We start from the raw sequence: 20,795 nt of genomic DNA on the forward strand, positions 1-20,795 counted from the left end.
TTTATTATCTTTGCTTTATGCGTTTATCTGTAATAATACTTAATTATAATGTGCGGTATTTTTTGCATCTCTGCATTGCAAGTGTAGAAAAAGCAATCCAAAATATTGATGCTGAAATTATTGTGGTCGACAATAATTCGCCAGACGATAGCTGTGAAATGGTTAAGCAGTACTTTCCGCATATTACTCTTATAGAAAATAAAGAAAATTCCGGTTTCCCGAAAGGTAATAATATAGGTGTGGCTGCTGCTAAAGGCGAGTATGTTTGTATACTTAACCCGGATACTGTAGTTGCTGAAGATACTTTTGAAAAATTACTGGCATTTGCCGATGTTACACCCGATATGGGAGCTACAGGTATTAAGCTGATTGATGGCAGGGGAGGTTTTTTACCCGAAAGCAAGCGCGGACTGCCTACGCCATGGGTAGCATTTACCAAGGTGTCAGGCTTGTACAAAATGTTTCCGGGTGTAAAATCGTTTAACCAATATTATAATGTTGCCATACCCGAAGAGGGTATAGGTACTACCGATATACTTGTGGGGGCTTTTATGTTTATGAAACGCAGCCTGTACCTTGAAGTGGGGGGCTTTGACGAGGACTGCTTTATGTATAGCGATGATTTTGACCTGTCGTACAGCATTACCAAAAAGGGATTGCTAAATTATTACTATGGTAAGGTTACAGCCATACATTTTAAAGGGGAGAGCACTGTAAAAGACGGGACATATATGAGGCGCTTTCGCGAGGCGATGCAGTTTTTTTATAAAAAGCATTTTAAAGCCTATCCTATTTTTGATCTTTTTATGCGCGCCGGTGCATTTGCATTTATGTTCGTAAAAAAGAACCGCAAGGGCGATGTTGTGGTTCCGGAGCGTTATGTTTTGGTTTCGGGCGATGCGACTTTTGAGGCTGCCCTGATGAGCCAACTTGAAAAACCATTGGTACGGGTAACATCTTTAACAGAAGAAAACGTATTTTTACAAAATGCCGGTGCAGAAATTATTTTTGATGCCGGTAGTATGCGTTATAATGATATGATTGCCTTTATGCATAAGCACGGTAAAAGCTTTACCTATAAAATGCGTCCTGAAAACGCAGGCTTTATTACAGGAAGCAATAGCAGCGACGACAGGGGGCAGGTAGTTTTAGTAAAAGAGCGATAAAAATATTTCTAAAATAGTTTTTGGTTTGTTTTTTTATTAAATTCGCAAACGATAAATTAAAATTCACCTTTTGGTTAACAATATGGCAAAGTTTGAGTTGAAATTACCCAAGATGGGAGAAAGTGTTGCTGAGGCAACCATAACTAACTGGCTTAAAAAGGTGGGCGACCACATTGCAGCCGATGAGGCTGTGCTTGAAATAGCTACCGATAAGGTTGACAGCGAGGTACCGTCTGAAGTGTCGGGTACGCTTTCAGAAATATTGTTTAATGTAAACGATGTGGTGCAGGTAGGCCAGACAATAGCCTATATTCAAACCGAAGGCGGTGTAGTAGTTGATGCTCCACAAGAATCATCGGCAGAGGCTATTCCGCACGTTGCAACCCTTGAGCAGGCTGTAGCCGTTGCCAGGGAAACAGTAGCTACGCCTGAAGATTTTTCGGGTTCGGATAAATTCTTTTCGCCACTGGTAAAAAATATTGCCAAAGAAGAGGGTGTAAGCTTGGCTGAACTTGAAGGCATAACAGGAACCGGTAAAGATGGCCGCGTTACTAAAAATGATATACTGGAGTATGTAGAGCAAAGGAAGAAAGCTCCAAAAGCTGAAATTTCAAATAACAATATCCAAATATCAAACGCGCAGCCGGTAACAAGCACGCAGCAACCTGTAGCAGCAAAAGCAGCTCCTGTTAGTGTTAACGGAGGTAACGAGATTGTGGAGATGGACCGTATGCGTAAGCTTATATCGGGCTATATGGTGCAGAGCGTGCAAACATCTGCTCACGTGCAGTCGTTTATTGAGGTAGATGTTACCAATATTGTAAAATGGAGGGATAAGGTTAAAACTGCGTTTGAAAAACGTGAGGGCGAAAAGCTAACCTTTACCCCAATATTTATGGAAGCTGTTGCTAAGGCGCTTAAAGACTTCCCGGGGATGAACATTAGCGTAGATGGCGATTACATTATCAAAAAGAAAAATATTAACCTGGGTATGGCCGCGGCCCTGCCTAATGGTAACCTTATAGTACCGGTTATTAAAAATGCCGACCAGCTAAACCTTGTGGGTATGGCTAAGGCTGTTAACGACCTTGGTAACCGCGCTAAAGCGGGTAAACTTAAACCGGATGATACCCAGGGTGGTACATACACTGTAACTAACGTGGGTACGTTTGGCAGTGTGTTTGGTACGCCTATTATCAACCAGCCGCAGGTAGGTATCCTGGCGTTGGGTGCCATACGTAAAGTGCCGGCAGTAATAGAAACCCCTGATGGCGACTTTATAGGCATACGCCAAAAAATGTTCCTGTCACACAGCTATGACCACCGTGTGGTAGATGGTGCACTGGGTGGATCTTTTGTAAAACGTGTAGCCGAATATCTTGAGGCTTTTGACGCTAACCGCGACTTTTAATTTTCTGAATTTATATTGTGAGAGCCCCGTTTATTCGGGGCTTTTGTTTTTTTTACTACTTTTGCGACAAACTAATCAACAAATCATGAAAAATCTTTTCAGGCATATTATTATCGCCTCATTTCTTGCTGTTTGTATATCAGGTAACGCGCAGGAAGGTGCAAATGACCCAACTTTTAATCCTATTGATACCTCACTTGGAAATGGTACTAATGATGCCATAAGTGATATGGAAGTGCAGCCAGACGGTAAGATTTTACTTGCAGGTAACTTTAGCTTTTATAAAAATATTGAATCTCATCATATTGTGCGCCTAAATGCAGACAGATCTATAGATATATCTTTTAATGTAGGTGCTTTGATTGATGGATATATAGATGAAATAGTTGTACAAAATGATGGTAAAATATTGATTTCAGGTGGGTTTACTCATTACGGAAATAATGAAGTGAATGGCTTCGCCCGCTTGAATGCTAATGGTAGCCTCGATACAACATTTAATACTGGACCAGGATTTAACAATAAAGTTTATAAATTACTTATTCAGCCTGATAATAAAATATTAGTTGCAGGTAGCTTTTCGAGTTACAATGGAGTAGCATGTTATGCTGTAATAAGACTTAATTATGATGGGAGTATAGACAATTCCTTTGCTATGAACAGTAGCATAACTTCTGTACTGGATATTGTTTTTCAAGATGATAAAATAATAATTGCGGGCAGGGGGTCGGCAAATTCTTACACAGTTAAAAGGTTTCTCTCTACAGGAGCAGAAGATACAACTTTTTATAGCTGGTACGGAAATATAGGCTTTAGAAGAAGCCTCGAAATCCAACAGGATAATAAGATTCTTGTAGCATCATGGCCGGTTTCTTTTGAAGAGTCTCCATCGATTGTAAGATTAAATGCAAACGGACGTGTCGATAGTTCATTTAGCGGAGGCCTTTCTTCAGATGCAACAATTACTGACATTGTCCTGCAAGAAGATAACAAAATTATAATTGTGGGAGAGTTTACTAACTATGGTAGTGCCGTAGCACACTCTGCGGCAAGGTTAAATACTAACGGACAATTAGATGCCACGTTCAATACACCTCTTCAAAAGGTGGACTATCCAATACTGGTAGCGGCCACAAGATCTGATGGTTTGCTGTTTGGTGGGATGTTTACAATGTATAATTCTATTTGTAGTAATTACCTTATAGCTCTTGATAATAATGGTAATCAGGATACAATAGGATATGATAACGACAAAGGCGCTAATAATGAGGTAAGTGTAATAGTAGATGCTGGTGGAGGTAATATGCTGCTAGGAGGCAATTTTACCCATTATAACGGTGTTGCAAAAAATAAACTGACAATTATTAACGCAGATGGCGGACTAGTAGAAAGTTTTAATCCTGGAGCAGGGCCTGATGGATGGGTTAACCAAATTTTAAGGCAGACAGATGGGCGATATATTATTGTAGGCGATTTTAATAGTTATAATGGAATACCAAGAAAAAATATTGCCCGCATAAATGCTGATGGCAGCCTGGATGAAAGTTATAATGCACTAACTGCGTTTTATCCGGGTAGCACAAACTTTGGCATTTTGCAAGGAGCTAGATTGCAGAGCGATGATAAACTTATAATATATGGTGTTTTATATGATCAGGTTATTCAGCCGGGTCAATTTAGATTTGCAATCAGAATTAATATCGATGGCACTTTAGATGAAACTTTTACTATGGTTGCGCCTAATCAGGTTGTTACAGGTGGTATTCCATTAGTTGAAGATTTACATGTTTTATCTGATGGCAAAATTATATTTTCTTTACAACAATATTCGTCATCAGGGCGTGCAATCTTCAGGGTAAATACGGATGGTAGTTTAGATAATTCATTTCCACTTATAGAAGCTGGTTTTAATAATTATAATCATAAATTATTGCCAGATGCAAATGGCGGATTTATTATTTCCAGCCAAATGTCTAGTGGTACTAACACACCAAATATAATACAATACAGAAAGATGACTGCCGATGGTATTTTAGAAACGAATCCTTTCTATAGCACAGGTGAAGAATCTGGAGAAATACTATTTTTTCAGGCAGACGGTAAATTCTTTGTTTATAAAGGTATGTATTTAGAAAATCAGATCATTAAACGTTTCAATTCTGATGGTACAGCAGATCATACTTTTAATTCGGGCGATGGATTTAGGGGGTTTCATAAAAGAATAAATACTGCTTTTTTTCAGCAAGACAAGATAATTATTGCGGGTAGTTTTGAAAGATATGATGGTGCCCACCGTAGTCGTATAGTGAGGATAACCAGCACGGGTACCTTAAACGCAGATAAACCTGAAATTAAAGCTTCAAAAGTCATTATATATAAAAATAACGAAGGCGTTATTGTAAAATCAATGCAGCAACCAATTGTTTCTGTGCAGGTTTATGACCTTGCAGGTAAGTTACTTGCCAGTGACGCAACTACTATAGGTAAAAGTGAGATTAGTTTGCAAACAGGCAATACTAAGCCGGCTATACTAATAGTAAAAGCCACCCTTGCAGACGGCAAAGTTATAAATAAGAAGATTTATTAAAATAATCTTATTTCACTAATACAGAGCCCCGCTATTGCGGGGTTTTTGTTTTATATCAACTTCATAAAACCATAAACCACCATATCAATCCATATTCAAAAAAATAGTTTAGATTTGAGCCATAAACCAATACTCTATGGTACTACCCGAAAAAGGCAGTAAAAAGCTGCTTAACGCATGGGCGTTTTACGACTGGGCAAACTCTGTATACAGCCTTGTAATAGCCTCGGCGGTGTTCCCTATATTCTACGACCAGATATTTCCTAAAGGTACAATGGTACCGGTATTTGGCACAACCATGAAGAGCACCGCGCTAATGAGTTTTACTACAGCCTTTGCTTTTCTTATTGTAGCCTTTATATCGCCATTACTATCTGGTATTGCAGACTATGCCGGTAATAAAAAGAATTTCCTTAAGACATTTTGCTATATTGGTGCGCTTTCGTGTATAGGCTTGTATTGGTTTGACAGCGATAATTTATATTTCAGTTTACTGTGCTATCTGTTCGGGCTAATTGGCTTTTGGGGTAGTTTAGTGTTTTATAACTCTTACCTGCCGGATATTGCTTATCCGGAGCAGCAGGATGCCATAAGTGCTAAAGGCTATTCTATGGGATACATAGGCAGTGTTATATTGCTGGTGCTTAACCTGGCTATGGTAATGTTTCCTAAGGCCTTTCATTTAGAAAATGCAATGCAGGCGATGCGTATCTCATTTATATCGGTAGGGGTATGGTGGATTGGCTTTAGCCAGTATACTTACTTGTACCTGCCCAAGGGCGCCAGGGCAAATAAAGTTACCGGCGATGTATTGCTGAATGGTTTTAAAGAACTGCGCAAGGTGTGGGCACAAATGGGCGATAACCGTACCCTAAAACGCTACCTGAGTGCTTTTTTTGTATACAGCATGGCAGTACAAACGGTTATGCTTGCTGCTACTTATTTTGGTGCCGAAGAAATTGCCTGGCCTAATGATGATGCTAAAAGCATGGGGTTAATAATCAGTATATTGCTTATACAGCTTATTGCAGTTGCAGGCGCGCTAATTACGTCGAAACTTTCGGCTAAGTTTGGTAATATTAAAACCCTTATAGGTATTAATATTGTATGGGCGGTAATATGTACCTGTGCTTATTTTGTAACTTTACCCATACATTTTTATGTTACTGCAGCCTTTGTAGGTTTGGTTATGGGCGGCATCCAGAGCCTATCGCGCAGTACATATTCTAAATTCCTGCCGGAAACTACAGATACTGCCTCTTACTTTAGCTTTTATGACGTTACCGAAAAAATAGGCATTGTAATAGGTATGGTACTTTATGGAGCAATAGACCAAATGTTTGGCAGTATGCGCTACTCAGTAGTATTCTTAACGGTTTTCTTTGTGGTAGGGGTATTGCTTTTACTAAGGGTTCCTAAAAAGAATTAAGGTTATATACTAATTATCATAGTTAATAAGCTGTTCCAGTCTTGCATACTGTAGCAGCATTATTGTTTTGGCATCGTTTATTTCGCCACTGGCTATCATATTGTATGCTTTGGTAAAGTTGAGTTCCAGTACCTCTATATTTTCATGTTCCTCTTCGAGTCCGCCGCCGGTGCCGGTTTTCATGGCACTGGTGTAAGGTGCAATAAAAAAATGTATGGTTTCTGTAACAGATCCTGGCGACATATATACTTCCATAATCTTTTTAACTGCGCCTATAGTGTAACCGGTTTCCTCCTGGGTTTCGCGTCTTATGCACTCTTCGGGTTCATTTTCATCCAGCTTACCTGCGGGGGCTTCTATCATAAGGCCATTAGTATTGCCGTTAAAATAGGTTGCAATACGAAGCTGGCGTGTAAGTATAACAGTATTATTCTCTGAATTATACAACAGTATTACAGCCCCATTGCCACGATTGTAAACTTCGCGGGTATCGGTTGTTTTTTCTCCCGATGTTTCTGTTGCTTCATAGGTTACTTTAGTAAGTACTGCCCAGTTGTCGCTTAGTACTGCTTCTGAGATGATCCTGATGGTATCTGACATGGAATTAATTCTTGATGGTAATGTTTTAATAGAACGTAAAATTCGTAATATTAGTCTTACGCATTAATATATTACATGTTAAAATAAAGATAATATTTAATATATCAGCAGTTTATGTAAAACTTAAACTACTAAATTTAAGTTAAATTATCTTAAATTTAATTTAAATATTTAAATTTGCTATAATTAAAACCAAATCACAACTATTAAAGATGACATCCGGCACCGTTTTTTGCCGGGCATAATCAGTATCCTCTATATGGATGAACCTAACATTTTATTATTTTTAATCAAAAGTATCTTTATCGTTTGCGGATTAGTTTCGCTATTCTTTGCGTATAAGGTATTTATTAAAAAGAAAAAAAATGTACTACGTGAAGTTGACCATGCCCGGAACAGAAAAATTTTAAAAGATGCCCTTGCGGGTACATTCTTTTTTTTTATGGGATGCAGCCTTTTTGCCTGCACAGTAACTGGTATACCTAATTACCTTAATAACAGGCTTCATAAGCCTGCTGTTAATAATAATGCACCCGTGCTAAAAAATCCTGCCATTAGCGGAGGTGATAACCTGCTTGAGTAAAGTTATTACACCTATAGCATAAAAAATTGATTCTTTGCGGTAACTTTGTTTTTATAATTTTTGTTTTAAAAACATTTTACCATGTCTGATCTTAGCAACTACCGTCGCTCTTATGAAAAAAGTGAACTTACCGAAACCCAGCTTCCGGAAGATCCTGTTACACTTTTCAAAAAATGGTTTATAGAAGCAGAAGAATTTGGCGCTTCCGGCGAAATAAATGCCATGACGGTAAGCACTCTTGGACTTGACGGTTATCCAAATTCAAGGGTCGTGCTTTTAAAACAATATACTTACGAAGGCTTTATTTTCTTTACCAACTATAATTCTGATAAGGGTAAGGCTATTGCAGCAAACCCTAATGTTTGCCTGTCTTTCTTCTGGCAGGATATGGAACGTCAGGTTATAATAAAGGGTAGAGCAGAAAAAACATCTGAAAATACAAGCGACGGTTATTTTGAAAGCCGCCCCACCGGTAGCCGCCTTGGTGCCATAGCCAGTGAGCAGAGCAGTATAGTGTCATCCCGCGAGTATCTTGATGACAGGCTTGTGGCTGTAGAACATGAGTATGAAGGCCGCGAAATACCGCGCCCGGAACACTGGGGTGGGTATCTTGTACGCCCGGTATCGGTTGAGTTTTGGCAGGGCAGGCCAAACCGCATGCATGACCGTATTCGCTTTGTACAGCAGGAAGATCATTCGTGGAAAATTATAAGGCTTGCACCTTAAAATTATATTTTCACCCTTACATATTTTACCTGATTTCTGTTTGAAGTTTGAAAATTTAAGAGCGAATTAACAAAATTTAAAGAAGGATGCTTTGTTATTTTTCGGACTTTTAAAATATTGATAACGAATATGAAAGCAGATGAAAAATTTAATCCTGATACGCCATGCCAAATCCAGCTGGGATGCACCTCTTATAGATAAAGACCGCCCGCTTAGTAACCGTGGTATACAAGATGCGCATTTAGTAGCAGCCAAGGCAGAGCAAATCTTTCCCAAATCGTATATTGTTTGGAGCAGTACTGCGCAGCGTGCCAGGAATACAGCTTACATTTTTGCAGAAAACCTGTCTATACCCATCGATACCATAAGCTTTAGGGACGACCTGTATACCTTTGATGAAAAAACACTCGAAAAGATCATAAAAAGCTGCGATAACCAATTTGATAACCTAATTCTTTTCGGACATAATGACGCTATTACTAATTTTGTTAATACCTTTGGGAACCGCGCTGTAGAAAACGTACCTACAGCGGGGGTTGTTTCCATTTCGTTTGATGAAAACGACTGGAAAAATATCCGTAAGGGTAAAACAGATATAGTACTTTTTCCAAGAGAATTAAAAAAATATGATCCACCACTCACCGGAAAACCGGTATATTGACAGGGAAAAAAGCTGGCTGGCCTTTAACGCGCGCGTGCTACAGGAAGCAGCCGATGAAACGGTGCCGTTATTAGACAGGCTGCGTTTTTTAGGTATATTTTCTAATAATTTTGACGAATTTTTCAGGGTGCGCTATGCAGCCATCAGGCGCCTGAGCCTGGAGGGCATTATTAGCGAGGAGCTTCCGTCGAGCATTGCCGCATCAGAATTACTGGGCGAAATTACTGATATTGTTATCGAACAACAGTCAGAAAGCCTTAGGATACTTAGTAATATTGAGAAGGAGCTGGAACGGGAAAACATCTTTATGGTAAACGAAACCCAGCTTACCAGGGAACAGGAAATTTTTGTAAAAGACTTTTTTATACAAAAGGTAAGCCCTGAGTTGGTAACCATTATACTTAACGATCTTGAGGAGTTTCCTACCCTTAGGGATACCGGGGGCTATTTAGCGGTTAAAATGGTTATGAAGACCAAACAGCCCGATGCCGATGGTTTTATAAACCCGCAAAAGGTGCGCTACGCCATACTTGATATGCCGCGTACCATAAACAGGTTTATTATACTGCCCACAAATTCTGAAAAGCAATATATTATACTGCTGGACGATGTTATTAGGTTTAACCTCGATAATATCTTCAATATATTCAAATACGAGAGCATCTCTGCCCACATGATAAAAATTACCCGTGATGCGCAGCTTGAACTGGACAGTGACCAGAGCAAGAGCCTTATGGAAAAAATATCGGTAGGGGTTAAGGATCGCCGTATAGGCGAGCCGGTACGCTTTGTTTATGACGTAGCCATAGATGATGATACGCTTGAATATTTTATTACGCACCTTAAGATAGATGCTACAGACAGTATTATTCCAGGTGGGCGTTACCATAACCGAAGGGATTATATGGATTTCCCTACACTGGGGCGTAATGACCTTGTATTCCAAAAAAATCCGCCGCTTCCCGTTAATGGACTGAGTCTTGAAGGAAGCATACTGCAACGCATTAAGAAAAAAGATTATCTGATATATGCGCCTTACCAGTCTTACTCTTATGTAATTAAATTTTTGCGTGAGGCAGCGTTAGACCCTAAAGTGGTTTCGATAAAAATTACGCTTTACCGCCTTGCCCGAAATTCGCAAATTATAAGCTCGCTTATTAACGCGGCTAAGAATGGTAAAAAGGTAACGGTGCAAATAGAATTACAGGCCCGTTTCGACGAGGCAAGTAATATTACCTATGCCCAGCAAATGCAAACCGAAGGTATTAACCTTATTTTTGGGGTGAAAGGCCTAAAAGTACACAGCAAAATTTGCCTTGCAGAGCGTATGGAAGGTAATAAGCTTAAGCGTTATGGCTTTATATCTACCGGTAACTTTAACGAGAGTACTGCTAAGGTGTATACCGATGTTACGCTGTTTACCGCACATCAACAAATAATGAAAGAGGTAAGCAGGATATTCGACTTTTTTGATGTTAACTACCGTGTGCACCGTTATAAGCATCTTGTTGTTTCTCCGCATTATACCAGAAATAAGTTCAGCAAGCTGATAGATCGGGAAATACTTAATGCCATAGCGGGTAAGCCTGCTTATATTAAGCTTAAGATGAACAGCCTTACCGATTTTAAAATGATCGATAAGCTGTATGAAGCCAGTAGGGAAGGTGTAAAGGTGCAGCTTGTAATTCGTGGTATGTGCTGCCTTATACCGGGGATACCGGGGATGAGCGAAAATATTGAGGCCATAAGTATTGTAGATAATTACCTGGAGCACCCGCGTATATTTATTTTTGGTAATAATGGCAATCCTGATATTTACATTTCGTCGGCAGATTTTATGACGCGTAACCTTGATTCGCGTGTAGAGGTAAGCTGTCCTATTTATGATGAAGAAATAAAGCAGGAACTACTGGATACCTTTGAAATAGGATGGAAGGGTAATGTAAAAGCACGCCTGCACAGCGAAAACCTTGAAAATAAATACAGGAAACAGCCAAAAGCAAAACCTTTCAGGGCGCAACTGGAAACCTATAATTACTTTAGGGATAAGCTGGAGGTAATTTATGAAGAGGTAAAACCCGAAACGAGCAGCTTAGGCACTAAGGACCTGAGTGCCTTAGAATCTTAAAAAGAACAAATGATTTCAATAAAAAAATATGCTGCTATAGATATTGGCTCTAATGCCGTGAGGCTGCTTATATCTAACATTGTAGAGCAGGAGGGCAAGGAGCCGCAGTTTAATAAAAGCTCGCTGGTGCGTGTGCCGGTGCGCCTTGGGCAGGATGCTTTTACCGTGGGCGAAATTACAGAAGAAAATATTGCACGTATGGTAGATGCCATGAAAGCTTATAAGCTACTGATGAAGGTGCATAAGGTAGAGCGTTATATGGCCTGTGCAACATCTGCAATGCGTGAAGCTTACAACGGTCAGGAAGTAGTTGATATCATTCAGCGGGAGGCCGACATTAAAATAGATATCATTGATGGCAAAAAAGAAGCAGCAATTATAGCTGCAACTGACCTGGATGAGTTTTTAAAACCCGGACAACACTACCTTTTTGTAGACGTAGGCGGTGGCAGTACAGAGTTTTCACTGTTTGCAGATGGTAAGATCGTAGCCTCTAAATCGTTCAAGAACGGTACTGTTCGTTTGCTAAATAATATGGTAAATGATGTGGTATGGCAGGAAATAGAAAAATGGATTAAAGCTGTAACAGAACCCTATGAGAATATTAACCTTATAGGTTCTGGTGGCAATATAAATAAGCTGTTTAAACTGTCGGGTAAAAAACAGGATAAGCCCTTGTCTTATTTTTACATACACTCGCAATACCAGTTTTTAAACAGCCTTAGTTACGAGCAGCGAATATCTGAACTGGGCCTTAACCCTGATAGGGCAGATGTAATTATATATGCTACGCGTATTTACCTGAATGCCATGAAATGGAGTGGTGCACGCAATATTTTTGTGCCTAAAATAGGCCTTAGCGACGGTATTGTAAAGGCAATGTATTACGGCAGCATTTAAACTGCTGCCGCATAACCGCCTTTATTATTAATAATTTCGTCGAGCAGGCTTGCTTTTAATGGCTTGTTCTTTAATGAAATGCCAAGTATTTGTGCAGAGGCCAGATCTAAAGGATCTTCAGAACTTGTAAGGATGGTAATGCGTGTTTTTTTATTGGCATAGCGCTCATTGTAAGCATCAAGAAAATCCCATCCGCTATATTTTGGCATGCTAATATCCAGGAAAATAAGATCAGGAAAATCTTCGTTACCTGCATTTTCAAGATATTCCAGCGCATCTTTTACGTTACGCTTTTCGGTAACTTTAATACCGGGGTTAAAGTTTTGGATTGCCCTTTGGTTAAAAAAATTGTCTATCGTGTTATCGTCTATCAGCATGATACGTTGTACCTCATTTCCCATGACTTTACTTTTTTAGTTAAAGAAATTTTCTATAACAAACGTATTGCAAATGCATGAGATAATTTTACCGGAATAGGCAGGGGGTACTTCTCTGTAGTTGAAATGTCAATTTCTAAAGTTAGGCAGTTGGCTGGATTATTGGTTTTGGCTTTTAGAGTAAATTTCAATTACTTCTTCAAACATCTCTTTAGTAAGGGGTTTAGACCTAAAGTCTGACAGTATGCCGTGGGTAAGGGCTTTTGCGCGGTCATCGGGGTTTTCAGATGTTGTTAGCATTACCACAATCATACTCTGTTGGTTTTCTGAGGGTAGTTTATGGTATTCTGCTAAAAATTCCCAACCGTTCATGCCAGGCATGTTGATGTCAAGAAAAATAAGTTCGGGTTGTTGCCGGTCGTCAGTCGCTTTTAGGTATTCAAGAGCTTCTTCGGCAAAAGGCATGGGTAACACTTTTATTGTTGCATCATGTTTTTTGATAATCCTTTCGTGAAAAAAGTTATCAATTTTATTATCGTCAACAAGCATTACACATTGTATTTTTTTTATCATGGTTTAAGGTTGATTAATGTAAATTTAAAGGTACTGCCTTCTCCATATTCAGATTCTACCCATATTTTGCCACCGTGCATCTCTGCTATCTTCTTGCAGTTTGCGAGCCCCACGCCATATCCTTCATAATCTTCCTGGCGGTGTACACGCTGAAAGATATGAAAAATGCTGGCAAAATGCTTCTCATCTATACCTATTCCGTTATCTGAAACATAAATTTTATAAAAACCTTTTATTTCACGGCAGCCTATATTTATTTGTGGCTGTATTTCTTTTTTGCTGAATTTTATGGCGTTGTTTATCAGGTTTTGGAAAAGCTGGCGCAGCTCTGTATCATAAGCATAAAGCGTAGGTAAAGAGTTATCTACGGTAACAGTTGCCCCGGTAGATTTTATGAGGTTGTTTAGGTCTGCAGTTACCTGTTCTACAACTTCATTGCAGTTGGTAAGTGTCAGTTTTTTATCTTTACCCAGTCTGCCAAAATCCAGTAGCGTGCGTATAAGTTTGCTCATACGGCAAACCGCCTGATCCATAACACTTAGGTGTTCGTTTATTTCGGGCGTTACATTTTCCGGGTAGTCTTCCTGCAACAGCATTATATAATTAGAAACCGTGCGTAGTGGTTCCTGCAAGTCATGTGATGCTATATAATTAAACTGCTCCATTTCCTGGTTTTTGTGCTGAAGCTCTGCCAAGTGTTCTAAGGCTAATTTCTCTGTTTCTACCCTAAGGGTTAAGTCTATTACCGATGTTAGCGCCAGTGGCCCCTGTGGTGTAGCAACAGGACTTATAACCAGTTCTGCCGGAAATGTAGAGCCATCCTTCCGTTTGCAGTGCATATTGTCTTCAAGCTTAAAATTTAGAGGCTTAAGCTCTGAGTAAAACTTTTTACGTACCTCTTTTATGGTACTCCATATCTCAACTGGCAGTACAATTTTGCAGTCAGTACCCATTAACTCCTTACGCGAGTATTTAAATGTTTTTTCTGCCTGGTAGTTTGCGTGTATTATCTCTCCTTCCTGTGTAGACAGTATGAGTGCATAAGGAGCTGCTTCTATGCCCAGCCGCAAATTTTCTTCAAAACGTTTTTCTTTTTCATCTATCGCATTAAGTGTTTGCGACGTTTTCCATACTGATACCAGGCTGATAAGCAAAAATGAAACTGAAAGTAAAGCAAGTCCTACTTCTAATGAAAGGATGTTATATTTATATAACAACATACGGGTATAGCAAATAACGATGACCGATGGAATGATCCAGATGAATAACTTCCTGGCCATAACGTTGCCTATTAGTGTGCCTGTAAATAATGCTGTTATACCACGATTAGGGTTTGCCAAAGACGTGCCGACTGAAAATATTATGAATACTATAGCGGTGTGTAATGCCATAGAATTTGAAAAAGTATAACGGTAAATATGCGGAGATCCAAAAATGTAGCCCAGTAATGCAATAGAAGCAATGAGGGTAACGATATGCAACATGTATTGTGTAAGCAATATATATGGCTTTTTGTCAGATTTAATTATAAGCATTGCCACTCCTGACAGCATGAGGCAAAACGATGTGGGAGGCGACATTTTTCCGGGATGGGTGGCAGATGCATTATCCGGCGCAAGTAGTTCGTCTATGTAAAATATGGTGCCTTTCATCTGAAGTAATGATAGTAATCCAATTGTAGAGACGGTTACTGCTAATATGTTTGCAAGTATTTGATTTTTAGATTTGTCTGAATGGCGTATAAAAATTGTTATTCCCAGTAATATAAAGCATAAAGCCGTATTAAACTTCATGGTTGTAAAACCGGGATTTATAGACATCAATGTCTGGTTGTTTAAAAGCCAGCCTGTAATTACAGTAGCGCCCACCACAATTGCAATCGTGGCAGATAAAATTATAACGTTTCGGTATCTTTTGATATCGGTAATTGCCATAAATCAATTACAGGTTAGTAAGGTGTTAATTTAAAGTTTAAAATGTAATTATTGGGTTAAATCACATCGGTTGTATGTTGGGCATCGTTAAAATTAAGGATAAAATATTTAAAAATCAAAATAAGTAGGCTATTTATATGAATTTTATAAATAAATGTTGTGTCATGTTGTCATATAATAACTGACAATTTCATTATATGTATATATTGGCACAATCATTGACTAAAAAGAAATCGTACTGAACGGACATAATTGAATAAAAATAAAACTATAAACAAAATGAGTAAAATAATCGGAATCGACTTAGGAACAACCAACTCCTGCGTATCAGTAATGGAAGGCGGAGAGCCGGTAGTTATTGCAAATGCAGAAGGAAAAAGGACAACCCCGTCGGTAATTGCCTTTGTAGAGGGTGGCGAAATTAAAGTGGGCGACCCGGCTAAAAGGCAAGCGGTTACCAACCCAACAAAAACTATTGCTTCTATTAAGCGTTTTATGGGAAACAAATTCTCTGAAAGCAGCAAAGAAGCTCAAAATGTACCTTACAGTGTTGTAAAAGGTGATAATGATACACCTCGTGTAGACATTAACGGCCGTCTTTACACACCACAGGAACTATCTGCAATGACATTGCAGAAAATGAAAAAAACTGCCGAAGATTATCTTGGGCAAACAGTAACTGAAGCGGTTATTACCGTTCCTGCTTATTTTAACGATGCACAGCGCCAGGCTACTAAAGAAGCAGGTGAAATTGCAGGTCTTAAAGTAAGAAGGATCATCAACGAGCCTACAGCAGCAGCACTTGCTTATGGCCTTGATAAAATGGGTAAAGACCAGAAAATTGCAGTTTATGACTTAGGTGGTGGTACTTTTGATATCTCTATCCTTGAGCTTGGCGACGGCGTTTTTGAAGTACTTTCTACAAATGGTGATACGCACCTTGGTGGAGATGACTTTGACCAGGTACTTATTGACTGGTTAGCAAACGACTTTAACAGCGAAGAAGGTATTGACCTTCGTAAAGACCCAATGGCTCTTCAGCGCCTGAAAGAAGCTGCTGAAAAAGCTAAAGTAGAACTTTCATCTTCTACTCAAACAGAAATTAACCTTCCGTATGTAACGGCTACGGCTTCTGGCCCTAAGCACTTAGTTAAAACCCTTACAAGGGCTAAATTTGAGCAGCTTGCAGATGAACTTGTAAAACGTTCTATGGAGCCGGTTGCTAAGGCACTTAAAGATGCAGGCCTTTCTATTTCAGACATCGATGAGGTTATCCTTGTAGGTGGTTCTACACGTATACCACGTATACAGGAAGAAGTTGAGAAATTCTTTGGAAAAAAACCATCTAAAGGTGTTAACCCGGATGAGGTTGTAGCTATTGGTGCTGCTATTCAGGGTGGTGTACTTAGCGGAGACGTTAAAGATGTACTACTTCTAGATGTTACTCCACTTTCTCTTGGTATCGAAACTATGGGGGGCGTTATGACACGTCTAATCGAGTCTAACACAACTATCCCTACAAAAAAATCTCAGGTATTCTCTACAGCTGCTGATAACCAGCCATCTGTTGAAATACACGTTATACAAGGTGAGCGTTCAATGGCTGCCGATAACAAAACTATTGGCCGTTTCCACCTTGATGGTATTCCTTCTGCTGCAAGGGGTGTACCTCAAATTGAAGTTACTTTTGATATTGATGCTAACGGTATCATCAAAGTGTCTGCTACTGATAAAGGTACAGGCAAATCTCACGATATCCGTATCGAGGCTTCATCAGGCTTAACTCCTGAAGAAATCGAAAGGATGCGTAAAGAAGCTGAGGTTAATGCTGAGGCAGACAAACTTGTTAAAGAGAAAGCTGAACTTATAAACAGAGCTGACTCTACAATTTTTGAAACTGAGAAGCAGCTTGCTGAGTTTGGTGATAAACTTTCTGACAGTAACAAACAGCCTATTGAAGCTGCACTTGCTGAACTTAAAGTGGTTTACCAACTTAGAGATACAAACGCTATACAGCCAATACTTGATAAGATTGATGCTGCATGGAAAACTGCTACTGAAGAGATGTACAAACAAGGCGGAGAGCAAGGTGGCGCACAAGGCCAGCCGGAAGCTGCTCAGGCTGAGGGAGACAACGTTCAGGATGTAGATTTTGAAGAAGTGAAATAATTACTGATTAACATCGGTTAGTAATAAATGCTAAACCACTGTAAACTTTAAGTTTACAGTGGTTTTTTCTTTTTCGTTACTTTTTGTTTCTGCTGTTTTTTACTTATTTTTGATTATATATTTGTACCAGATTTGTACCGGCACTTAAATAGGGACAAAGTGGCACTTATGTATACTTATGGTACCTTAATGGAGAGATATGGGCGATGAAAAGAATAAATAAACAATGTCTTAACTGCGGTAAGGAATTTTTGCCGAAAACAGTGGCTTCTGTTTACTGCTCTCATATATGTAGTAAAAAAGCATACAAACAGAAGATGAAGCGGCTTAAAAATGAGGCGGACGTCAAAGAGCGGGCAGATAAAATACCAGAGAGCAGGGCATTTATTTCTGTCCCTGAAGCTGGCATGCTTTTTGGCATTGCCAAAAGAACCCTTTACCGACTTGTTGATCAGGGAAAAATTCCATCAGTTAATCTGGGAACCAGGCTTGTACGGATAGACCGCACCGTTATGGAAGGAATGTTCGGACCTGTCCGCAACCTGCCGCAGCCTGAGAGCGCACCGAAGAAAAAATTATACAGCCTTGAAAAGGAAGACTGTTATACCATTGGCGAAATAGCCCATAAATTTCAAATATCTGAAAGTTCGGTTAACAACCATATCAGGAAATATTCAATCCCTACCAGACAGATCGGAAAACATGTATATGCTCCCAAAAGCGAAATTGATAATTTATATAACGGAAATGATTTTATATGAAACAATTAGCAAAAACCAAGGTGACTGTACGTCTTCGAAAAGCAGAAGACCGAAAAGAATGGTATGTTTACATAGAAAGTTATCCTGTTCAAGTTTACGGAAAGGATACTCCGCAAAGGATCCGTGAATATTTAAACAGATCAGTAACAACTGTGGAGTGGGACAAAAAAAGAACTGCCCGTACAGATCCGGCGGGCATAAAATCCTATAAGCCAAGACGTACCGATAACGGAATAATTATGTGTAGAAGTGAGAGCGACCGCGAGGTAATGCTTTATGCTGAAGGAGTGCGTAAAATTCGGCAGAAAGAATACGACAACATAGATTTGTTCAGTGACTCTGAGACCCAATTGGCTGAACAGAAAGAAAAAGGCAAAGAGGATTTTATTAAATACTTAGCTGACACTGCGGCCAAAAGGCACGCGCGAAGTTCAAAATCTATTCAGATTAATTGGGATCGGACCAAAGAGATTATAAAAAGCTATTCATCAGGCAGCCTCATGTTTTCGCAGATTAACAGCAGAATGGCGGAAGATTTTAAACTGTTTTTGCTGGCTGCACCGCTTGGAGGAGGCAAGAAGGGAACCATTTCACGCAACACTGCGGCAACATATTTTTCTATATTTAAAGCAGCTTTGAAGCAAGCTTTTATCGACGGATATCTAACCGTTGATTTAGCTTCAAAAGTAAAGGGCATCCCGGAACAGGAATCAAGACGCGAATATCTTACCATTGAAGAATTGAACGGGTTGGCATCAACGCCATGTGAAAAGGATGTCCTTAAAAGGGCGGCGCTTTTCTCAGCGCTTACAGGTCTGAGGCATTCGGACATTCAGAAGCTACGCTGGAAAGAGATTAGTCTGGAAAACGGTATGGCTAAACTGCATTTCACCCAGAAAAAGACAAAGGGTGTCGAATATATGCCTATTTCTGAGCAGGCTTTCCAGCTCTGCGGAGAACCACGATATCCCGATCAGTTTGTTTTTGAAGGTCTTACAGACCCATCATGGATTTCAAGACCTCTGAAAAAATGGGTGGAGTCTGCAGGTATTAAAAAAAATATCACTTTCCACTGTTTCCGCCACACGTTTGCAACATTGCAGCTGTCCAACGGAACAGACATTTATACAGTCAGTAAAATGCTGGGGCATACCAATGTAAAAACTACTCAAATCTACGCAAAAGTGATAGATGAGAAGAAAAACAGAGCTTCGCAGGCAATACAGTTGGAATCTTTAAAGAAGAAAGCGCCATGAAAATGAAATACTTCGAATATATTACGGTTTATCTGTCTGTTTTTCTGGTCTGTATTTTTATAGGCGTGATGGTAAGATCTGTGCTGATTGAAATAGGTGTAGATCAGTATACAGCAGGTGTATTTTTCTGGATCAGCAGTGGATTTGGAATATTAGTATTTGCAATTCTAAATTTATTATTTAACGATTTGGCTGAAAGGTTACTGAAACGTTTTTTGAAGGCTAAAAAAGATAAATATCCAGATAGCCTCATTCCGAGTGGAGGCTTTGAGAAATTACAAGAGAAGCAACTGAATTCTTTGGTTGAACCCGAATTGGCTGAAAATAAAAATTCAGGCATCAACATTGAACTGGTGAGGGAGGAGCAGCAAAATATAGTCAAAAATCAAAGACTAGCGAGAATTGATAATGCCATCCGTTACGCACAAAAGCAATTCGCACTATATACTTCGGATGATGATTTGAAGCAATTGTGTGAGAATCTGATTATATATGCTGACGACCTAAATTTTGAAAAGATTAAACCGGTAAAAGTAAAAGATTTGTCCAATCTCGATTTGTATCATTTTGGCTGGAATATCTGGAATTTTTTTAAAGTCAGCAGGCAGGAAAGAGCCGCAAAATTTTTAAAGCTGAGTTTTGCTGACGCTTTAAAAGATGTTGAAGAGCACAGCATAAAGACGCATCTAAAAGACGATGAACGGAAGGGGCTTATAAAGATACTAGCAGATTTTAGAGATTTTTAAACGCAAATCATTGTCAATTACCGTGTTTTCCGCGTGTTTCCGCTGTGATGAAGGACACAGTTGAAACACTTTTTTCATTTGCACCTTAACTATTAAAAACGATAGGTATGGACATCAATGAAATCTCTTTTGAGAACCTGCCCAAAGCAGTTGCACACTTAGTGAAAGAAATTGGCGAGATTAAGCTTCTAATTCAGAATGTTCAGGTATTTGAATCTAAAGAATTAAGTATTCCTATTGGTATTGAAGAAGCAAGCCAGTTGATTGGAAAAGCAAAAGCTACAATTTACGCTCTTGTAAGGCAGAGAAAGATTCCCTCCTATAAATATGGTAAAAAACTGTATTTTTTTAAAGAAGAACTCTTAGAATGGATTTCAAAAGGAAAAAAGAAAACAATACAAGAAATTGAATCTGAAGTATGGAAATACAGTTATAATCGAAATAAAAATAATTTCCGGCAGTAATAGTTATATAATTCATTACAAGCAAAAAAACTATTTAATATAAAGCAATAAGTTATCCAAGGAAAAATACAGCATTCTTTCAATATTCATTGCTGATGCAGAAATTAGCAATCCTTTATTTTCAGGTTTTCACTTAACTCGGGGTACAACCGGGGTACAGTTTCTTAACCGAAAATCACAAAAGAAGACAAACAAAAAGCTGTTTTTAGAGGTTGCTTAAAACAACGTCGAATCGGATTATACTTTTCAAACATAATTTATATATATAAATTATGTTTTTAATCAATTTTTAGAATTCAATGGGTAAAGTCCTGTTGAGCCTAT

The 20,795-nt window shown here is 39.0% G+C and carries 18 protein-coding genes; 14 read left to right on the forward strand and 4 right to left on the reverse strand.

Features of this window, described 5'->3' with window-relative positions; translation table 11 throughout:
• The first annotated feature begins 17 nt into the window (after nucleotides 1-17).
• The 4 genes from DYH63_RS05070 to DYH63_RS05085 all read left to right on the forward strand — a co-directional run bounded on the left by DYH63_RS05070 (nucleotide 18) and on the right by DYH63_RS05085 (nucleotide 6,593).
• A complete protein-coding gene (locus DYH63_RS05070) occupies nucleotides 18-1,166 on the forward strand; it encodes a glycosyltransferase family 2 protein (RefSeq protein ID WP_116787784.1) in 1,149 nt (382 codons plus the stop codon).
• Nucleotides 1,167-1,248: 82 nt separating this feature from the next.
• On the forward strand, nucleotides 1,249-2,577 hold the full coding sequence (locus DYH63_RS05075; RefSeq protein ID WP_116787785.1) for a dihydrolipoamide acetyltransferase family protein: 1,329 nt from the start codon (nucleotides 1,249-1,251) through the stop codon (nucleotides 2,575-2,577).
• An 85-nt stretch (nucleotides 2,578-2,662) separates the two neighbouring features.
• Complete coding sequence (locus DYH63_RS05080) at nucleotides 2,663-5,164, forward strand: DUF8694 domain-containing protein (RefSeq protein WP_116787786.1); 2,502 nt, start codon at nucleotides 2,663-2,665, stop codon at nucleotides 5,162-5,164.
• Nucleotides 5,165-5,300: 136 nt separating this feature from the next.
• Nucleotides 5,301-6,593 carry an MFS transporter gene (locus tag DYH63_RS05085; RefSeq protein WP_116787787.1) on the forward strand — a complete coding sequence of 431 codons (1,293 nt, stop codon included), beginning with the start codon at nucleotides 5,301-5,303 and terminating at the stop codon, nucleotides 6,591-6,593.
• 9 nt (nucleotides 6,594-6,602) lie between these two features.
• Here DYH63_RS05085 and nudK read toward each other — a convergent pair whose 3' ends face one another.
• A complete protein-coding gene (nudK, locus tag DYH63_RS05090; RefSeq protein ID WP_116787788.1) occupies nucleotides 6,603-7,193 on the reverse strand; it encodes a GDP-mannose pyrophosphatase NudK in 591 nt (196 codons plus the stop codon).
• A 259-nt stretch (nucleotides 7,194-7,452) separates the two neighbouring features.
• Between nudK and DYH63_RS05095 the strand changes: the two genes are divergently transcribed.
• The 5 genes from DYH63_RS05095 to DYH63_RS05115 all read left to right on the forward strand — a co-directional run bounded on the left by DYH63_RS05095 (nucleotide 7,453) and on the right by DYH63_RS05115 (nucleotide 12,191).
• On the forward strand, nucleotides 7,453-7,776 hold the full coding sequence (locus DYH63_RS05095) for a hypothetical protein (RefSeq protein WP_116787789.1): 324 nt from the start codon (nucleotides 7,453-7,455) through the stop codon (nucleotides 7,774-7,776).
• An 81-nt stretch (nucleotides 7,777-7,857) separates the two neighbouring features.
• Complete coding sequence (gene pdxH, locus DYH63_RS05100; RefSeq protein WP_116787790.1) at nucleotides 7,858-8,502, forward strand: pyridoxamine 5'-phosphate oxidase; 645 nt, start codon at nucleotides 7,858-7,860, stop codon at nucleotides 8,500-8,502.
• A gap of 139 nt (nucleotides 8,503-8,641) precedes the next feature.
• On the forward strand, nucleotides 8,642-9,163 hold the full coding sequence (locus DYH63_RS05105) for a SixA phosphatase family protein (protein ID WP_116787791.1): 522 nt from the start codon (nucleotides 8,642-8,644) through the stop codon (nucleotides 9,161-9,163).
• A complete protein-coding gene (ppk1, locus tag DYH63_RS05110; RefSeq protein ID WP_116787792.1) occupies nucleotides 9,129-11,291 on the forward strand; it encodes a polyphosphate kinase 1 in 2,163 nt (720 codons plus the stop codon). Before DYH63_RS05105 ends, ppk1 begins: the two co-directional genes overlap by 35 nt.
• 9 nt (nucleotides 11,292-11,300) lie before the next feature.
• Nucleotides 11,301-12,191, forward strand: a complete 891-nt coding sequence (locus DYH63_RS05115; RefSeq protein ID WP_116787793.1) for a Ppx/GppA phosphatase family protein — start codon at nucleotides 11,301-11,303, stop codon at nucleotides 12,189-12,191.
• Here DYH63_RS05115 and DYH63_RS05120 read toward each other — a convergent pair.
• From DYH63_RS05120 to DYH63_RS05130, 3 genes are all read right to left on the reverse strand, one after another.
• Nucleotides 12,188-12,592 carry a response regulator gene (locus DYH63_RS05120; RefSeq protein WP_116787794.1) on the reverse strand — a complete coding sequence of 135 codons (405 nt, stop codon included), beginning with the start codon at nucleotides 12,590-12,592 and terminating at the stop codon, nucleotides 12,188-12,190. The genes DYH63_RS05115 and DYH63_RS05120 overlap by 4 nt on opposite strands.
• 135 nt (nucleotides 12,593-12,727) lie before the next feature.
• Nucleotides 12,728-13,141, reverse strand: a complete 414-nt coding sequence (locus DYH63_RS05125; RefSeq protein ID WP_116787795.1) for a response regulator — start codon at nucleotides 13,139-13,141, stop codon at nucleotides 12,728-12,730.
• Nucleotides 13,138-15,075, reverse strand: coding sequence for a sensor histidine kinase (locus tag DYH63_RS05130; RefSeq protein ID WP_116787796.1), 1,938 nt, complete (start codon nucleotides 15,073-15,075; stop codon nucleotides 13,138-13,140). Before DYH63_RS05130 ends, DYH63_RS05125 begins: the two co-directional genes overlap by 4 nt.
• Before the next feature lie 279 nt (nucleotides 15,076-15,354).
• On the opposite strand from DYH63_RS05130, the gene dnaK reads away from it, so the two are divergent.
• The 5 genes from dnaK (at nucleotide 15,355) to DYH63_RS05155 (ending at nucleotide 20,471) form a co-directional block, all read left to right on the forward strand.
• The gene (dnaK, locus tag DYH63_RS05135; protein WP_116787797.1) at nucleotides 15,355-17,244 is read left to right on the forward strand and encodes a molecular chaperone DnaK; all 1,890 of its coding nucleotides are present in this window, start codon (nucleotides 15,355-15,357) and stop codon (nucleotides 17,242-17,244) included.
• 317 nt (nucleotides 17,245-17,561) lie between these two features.
• Nucleotides 17,562-18,005: a helix-turn-helix domain-containing protein gene (locus DYH63_RS05140; RefSeq protein ID WP_240409061.1), complete on the forward strand. Its 444-nt coding sequence runs from the start codon at nucleotides 17,562-17,564 to the stop codon at nucleotides 18,003-18,005.
• Nucleotides 18,002-19,261, forward strand: coding sequence for a site-specific integrase (locus DYH63_RS05145; RefSeq protein WP_116787799.1), 1,260 nt, complete (start codon nucleotides 18,002-18,004; stop codon nucleotides 19,259-19,261). The genes DYH63_RS05140 and DYH63_RS05145 overlap by 4 nt, the downstream gene beginning before the upstream one ends.
• Nucleotides 19,258-20,007 carry a hypothetical protein gene (locus tag DYH63_RS05150; protein WP_116787800.1) on the forward strand — a complete coding sequence of 250 codons (750 nt, stop codon included), beginning with the start codon at nucleotides 19,258-19,260 and terminating at the stop codon, nucleotides 20,005-20,007. The genes DYH63_RS05145 and DYH63_RS05150 overlap by 4 nt, the downstream gene beginning before the upstream one ends.
• A gap of 107 nt (nucleotides 20,008-20,114) precedes the next feature.
• Nucleotides 20,115-20,471 (forward strand): helix-turn-helix domain-containing protein, encoded by a 357-nt coding sequence (locus tag DYH63_RS05155; protein ID WP_116787801.1) that lies wholly within the window; start codon nucleotides 20,115-20,117, stop codon nucleotides 20,469-20,471.
• Nucleotides 20,472-20,795 lie beyond the last annotated feature (324 nt).

Origin of the sequence: Flavobacterium psychrotrophum (genome assembly GCF_003403075.1) — a bacterium.
Classification (GTDB): domain Bacteria; phylum Bacteroidota; class Bacteroidia; order Flavobacteriales; family Flavobacteriaceae; genus Flavobacterium; species Flavobacterium psychrotrophum.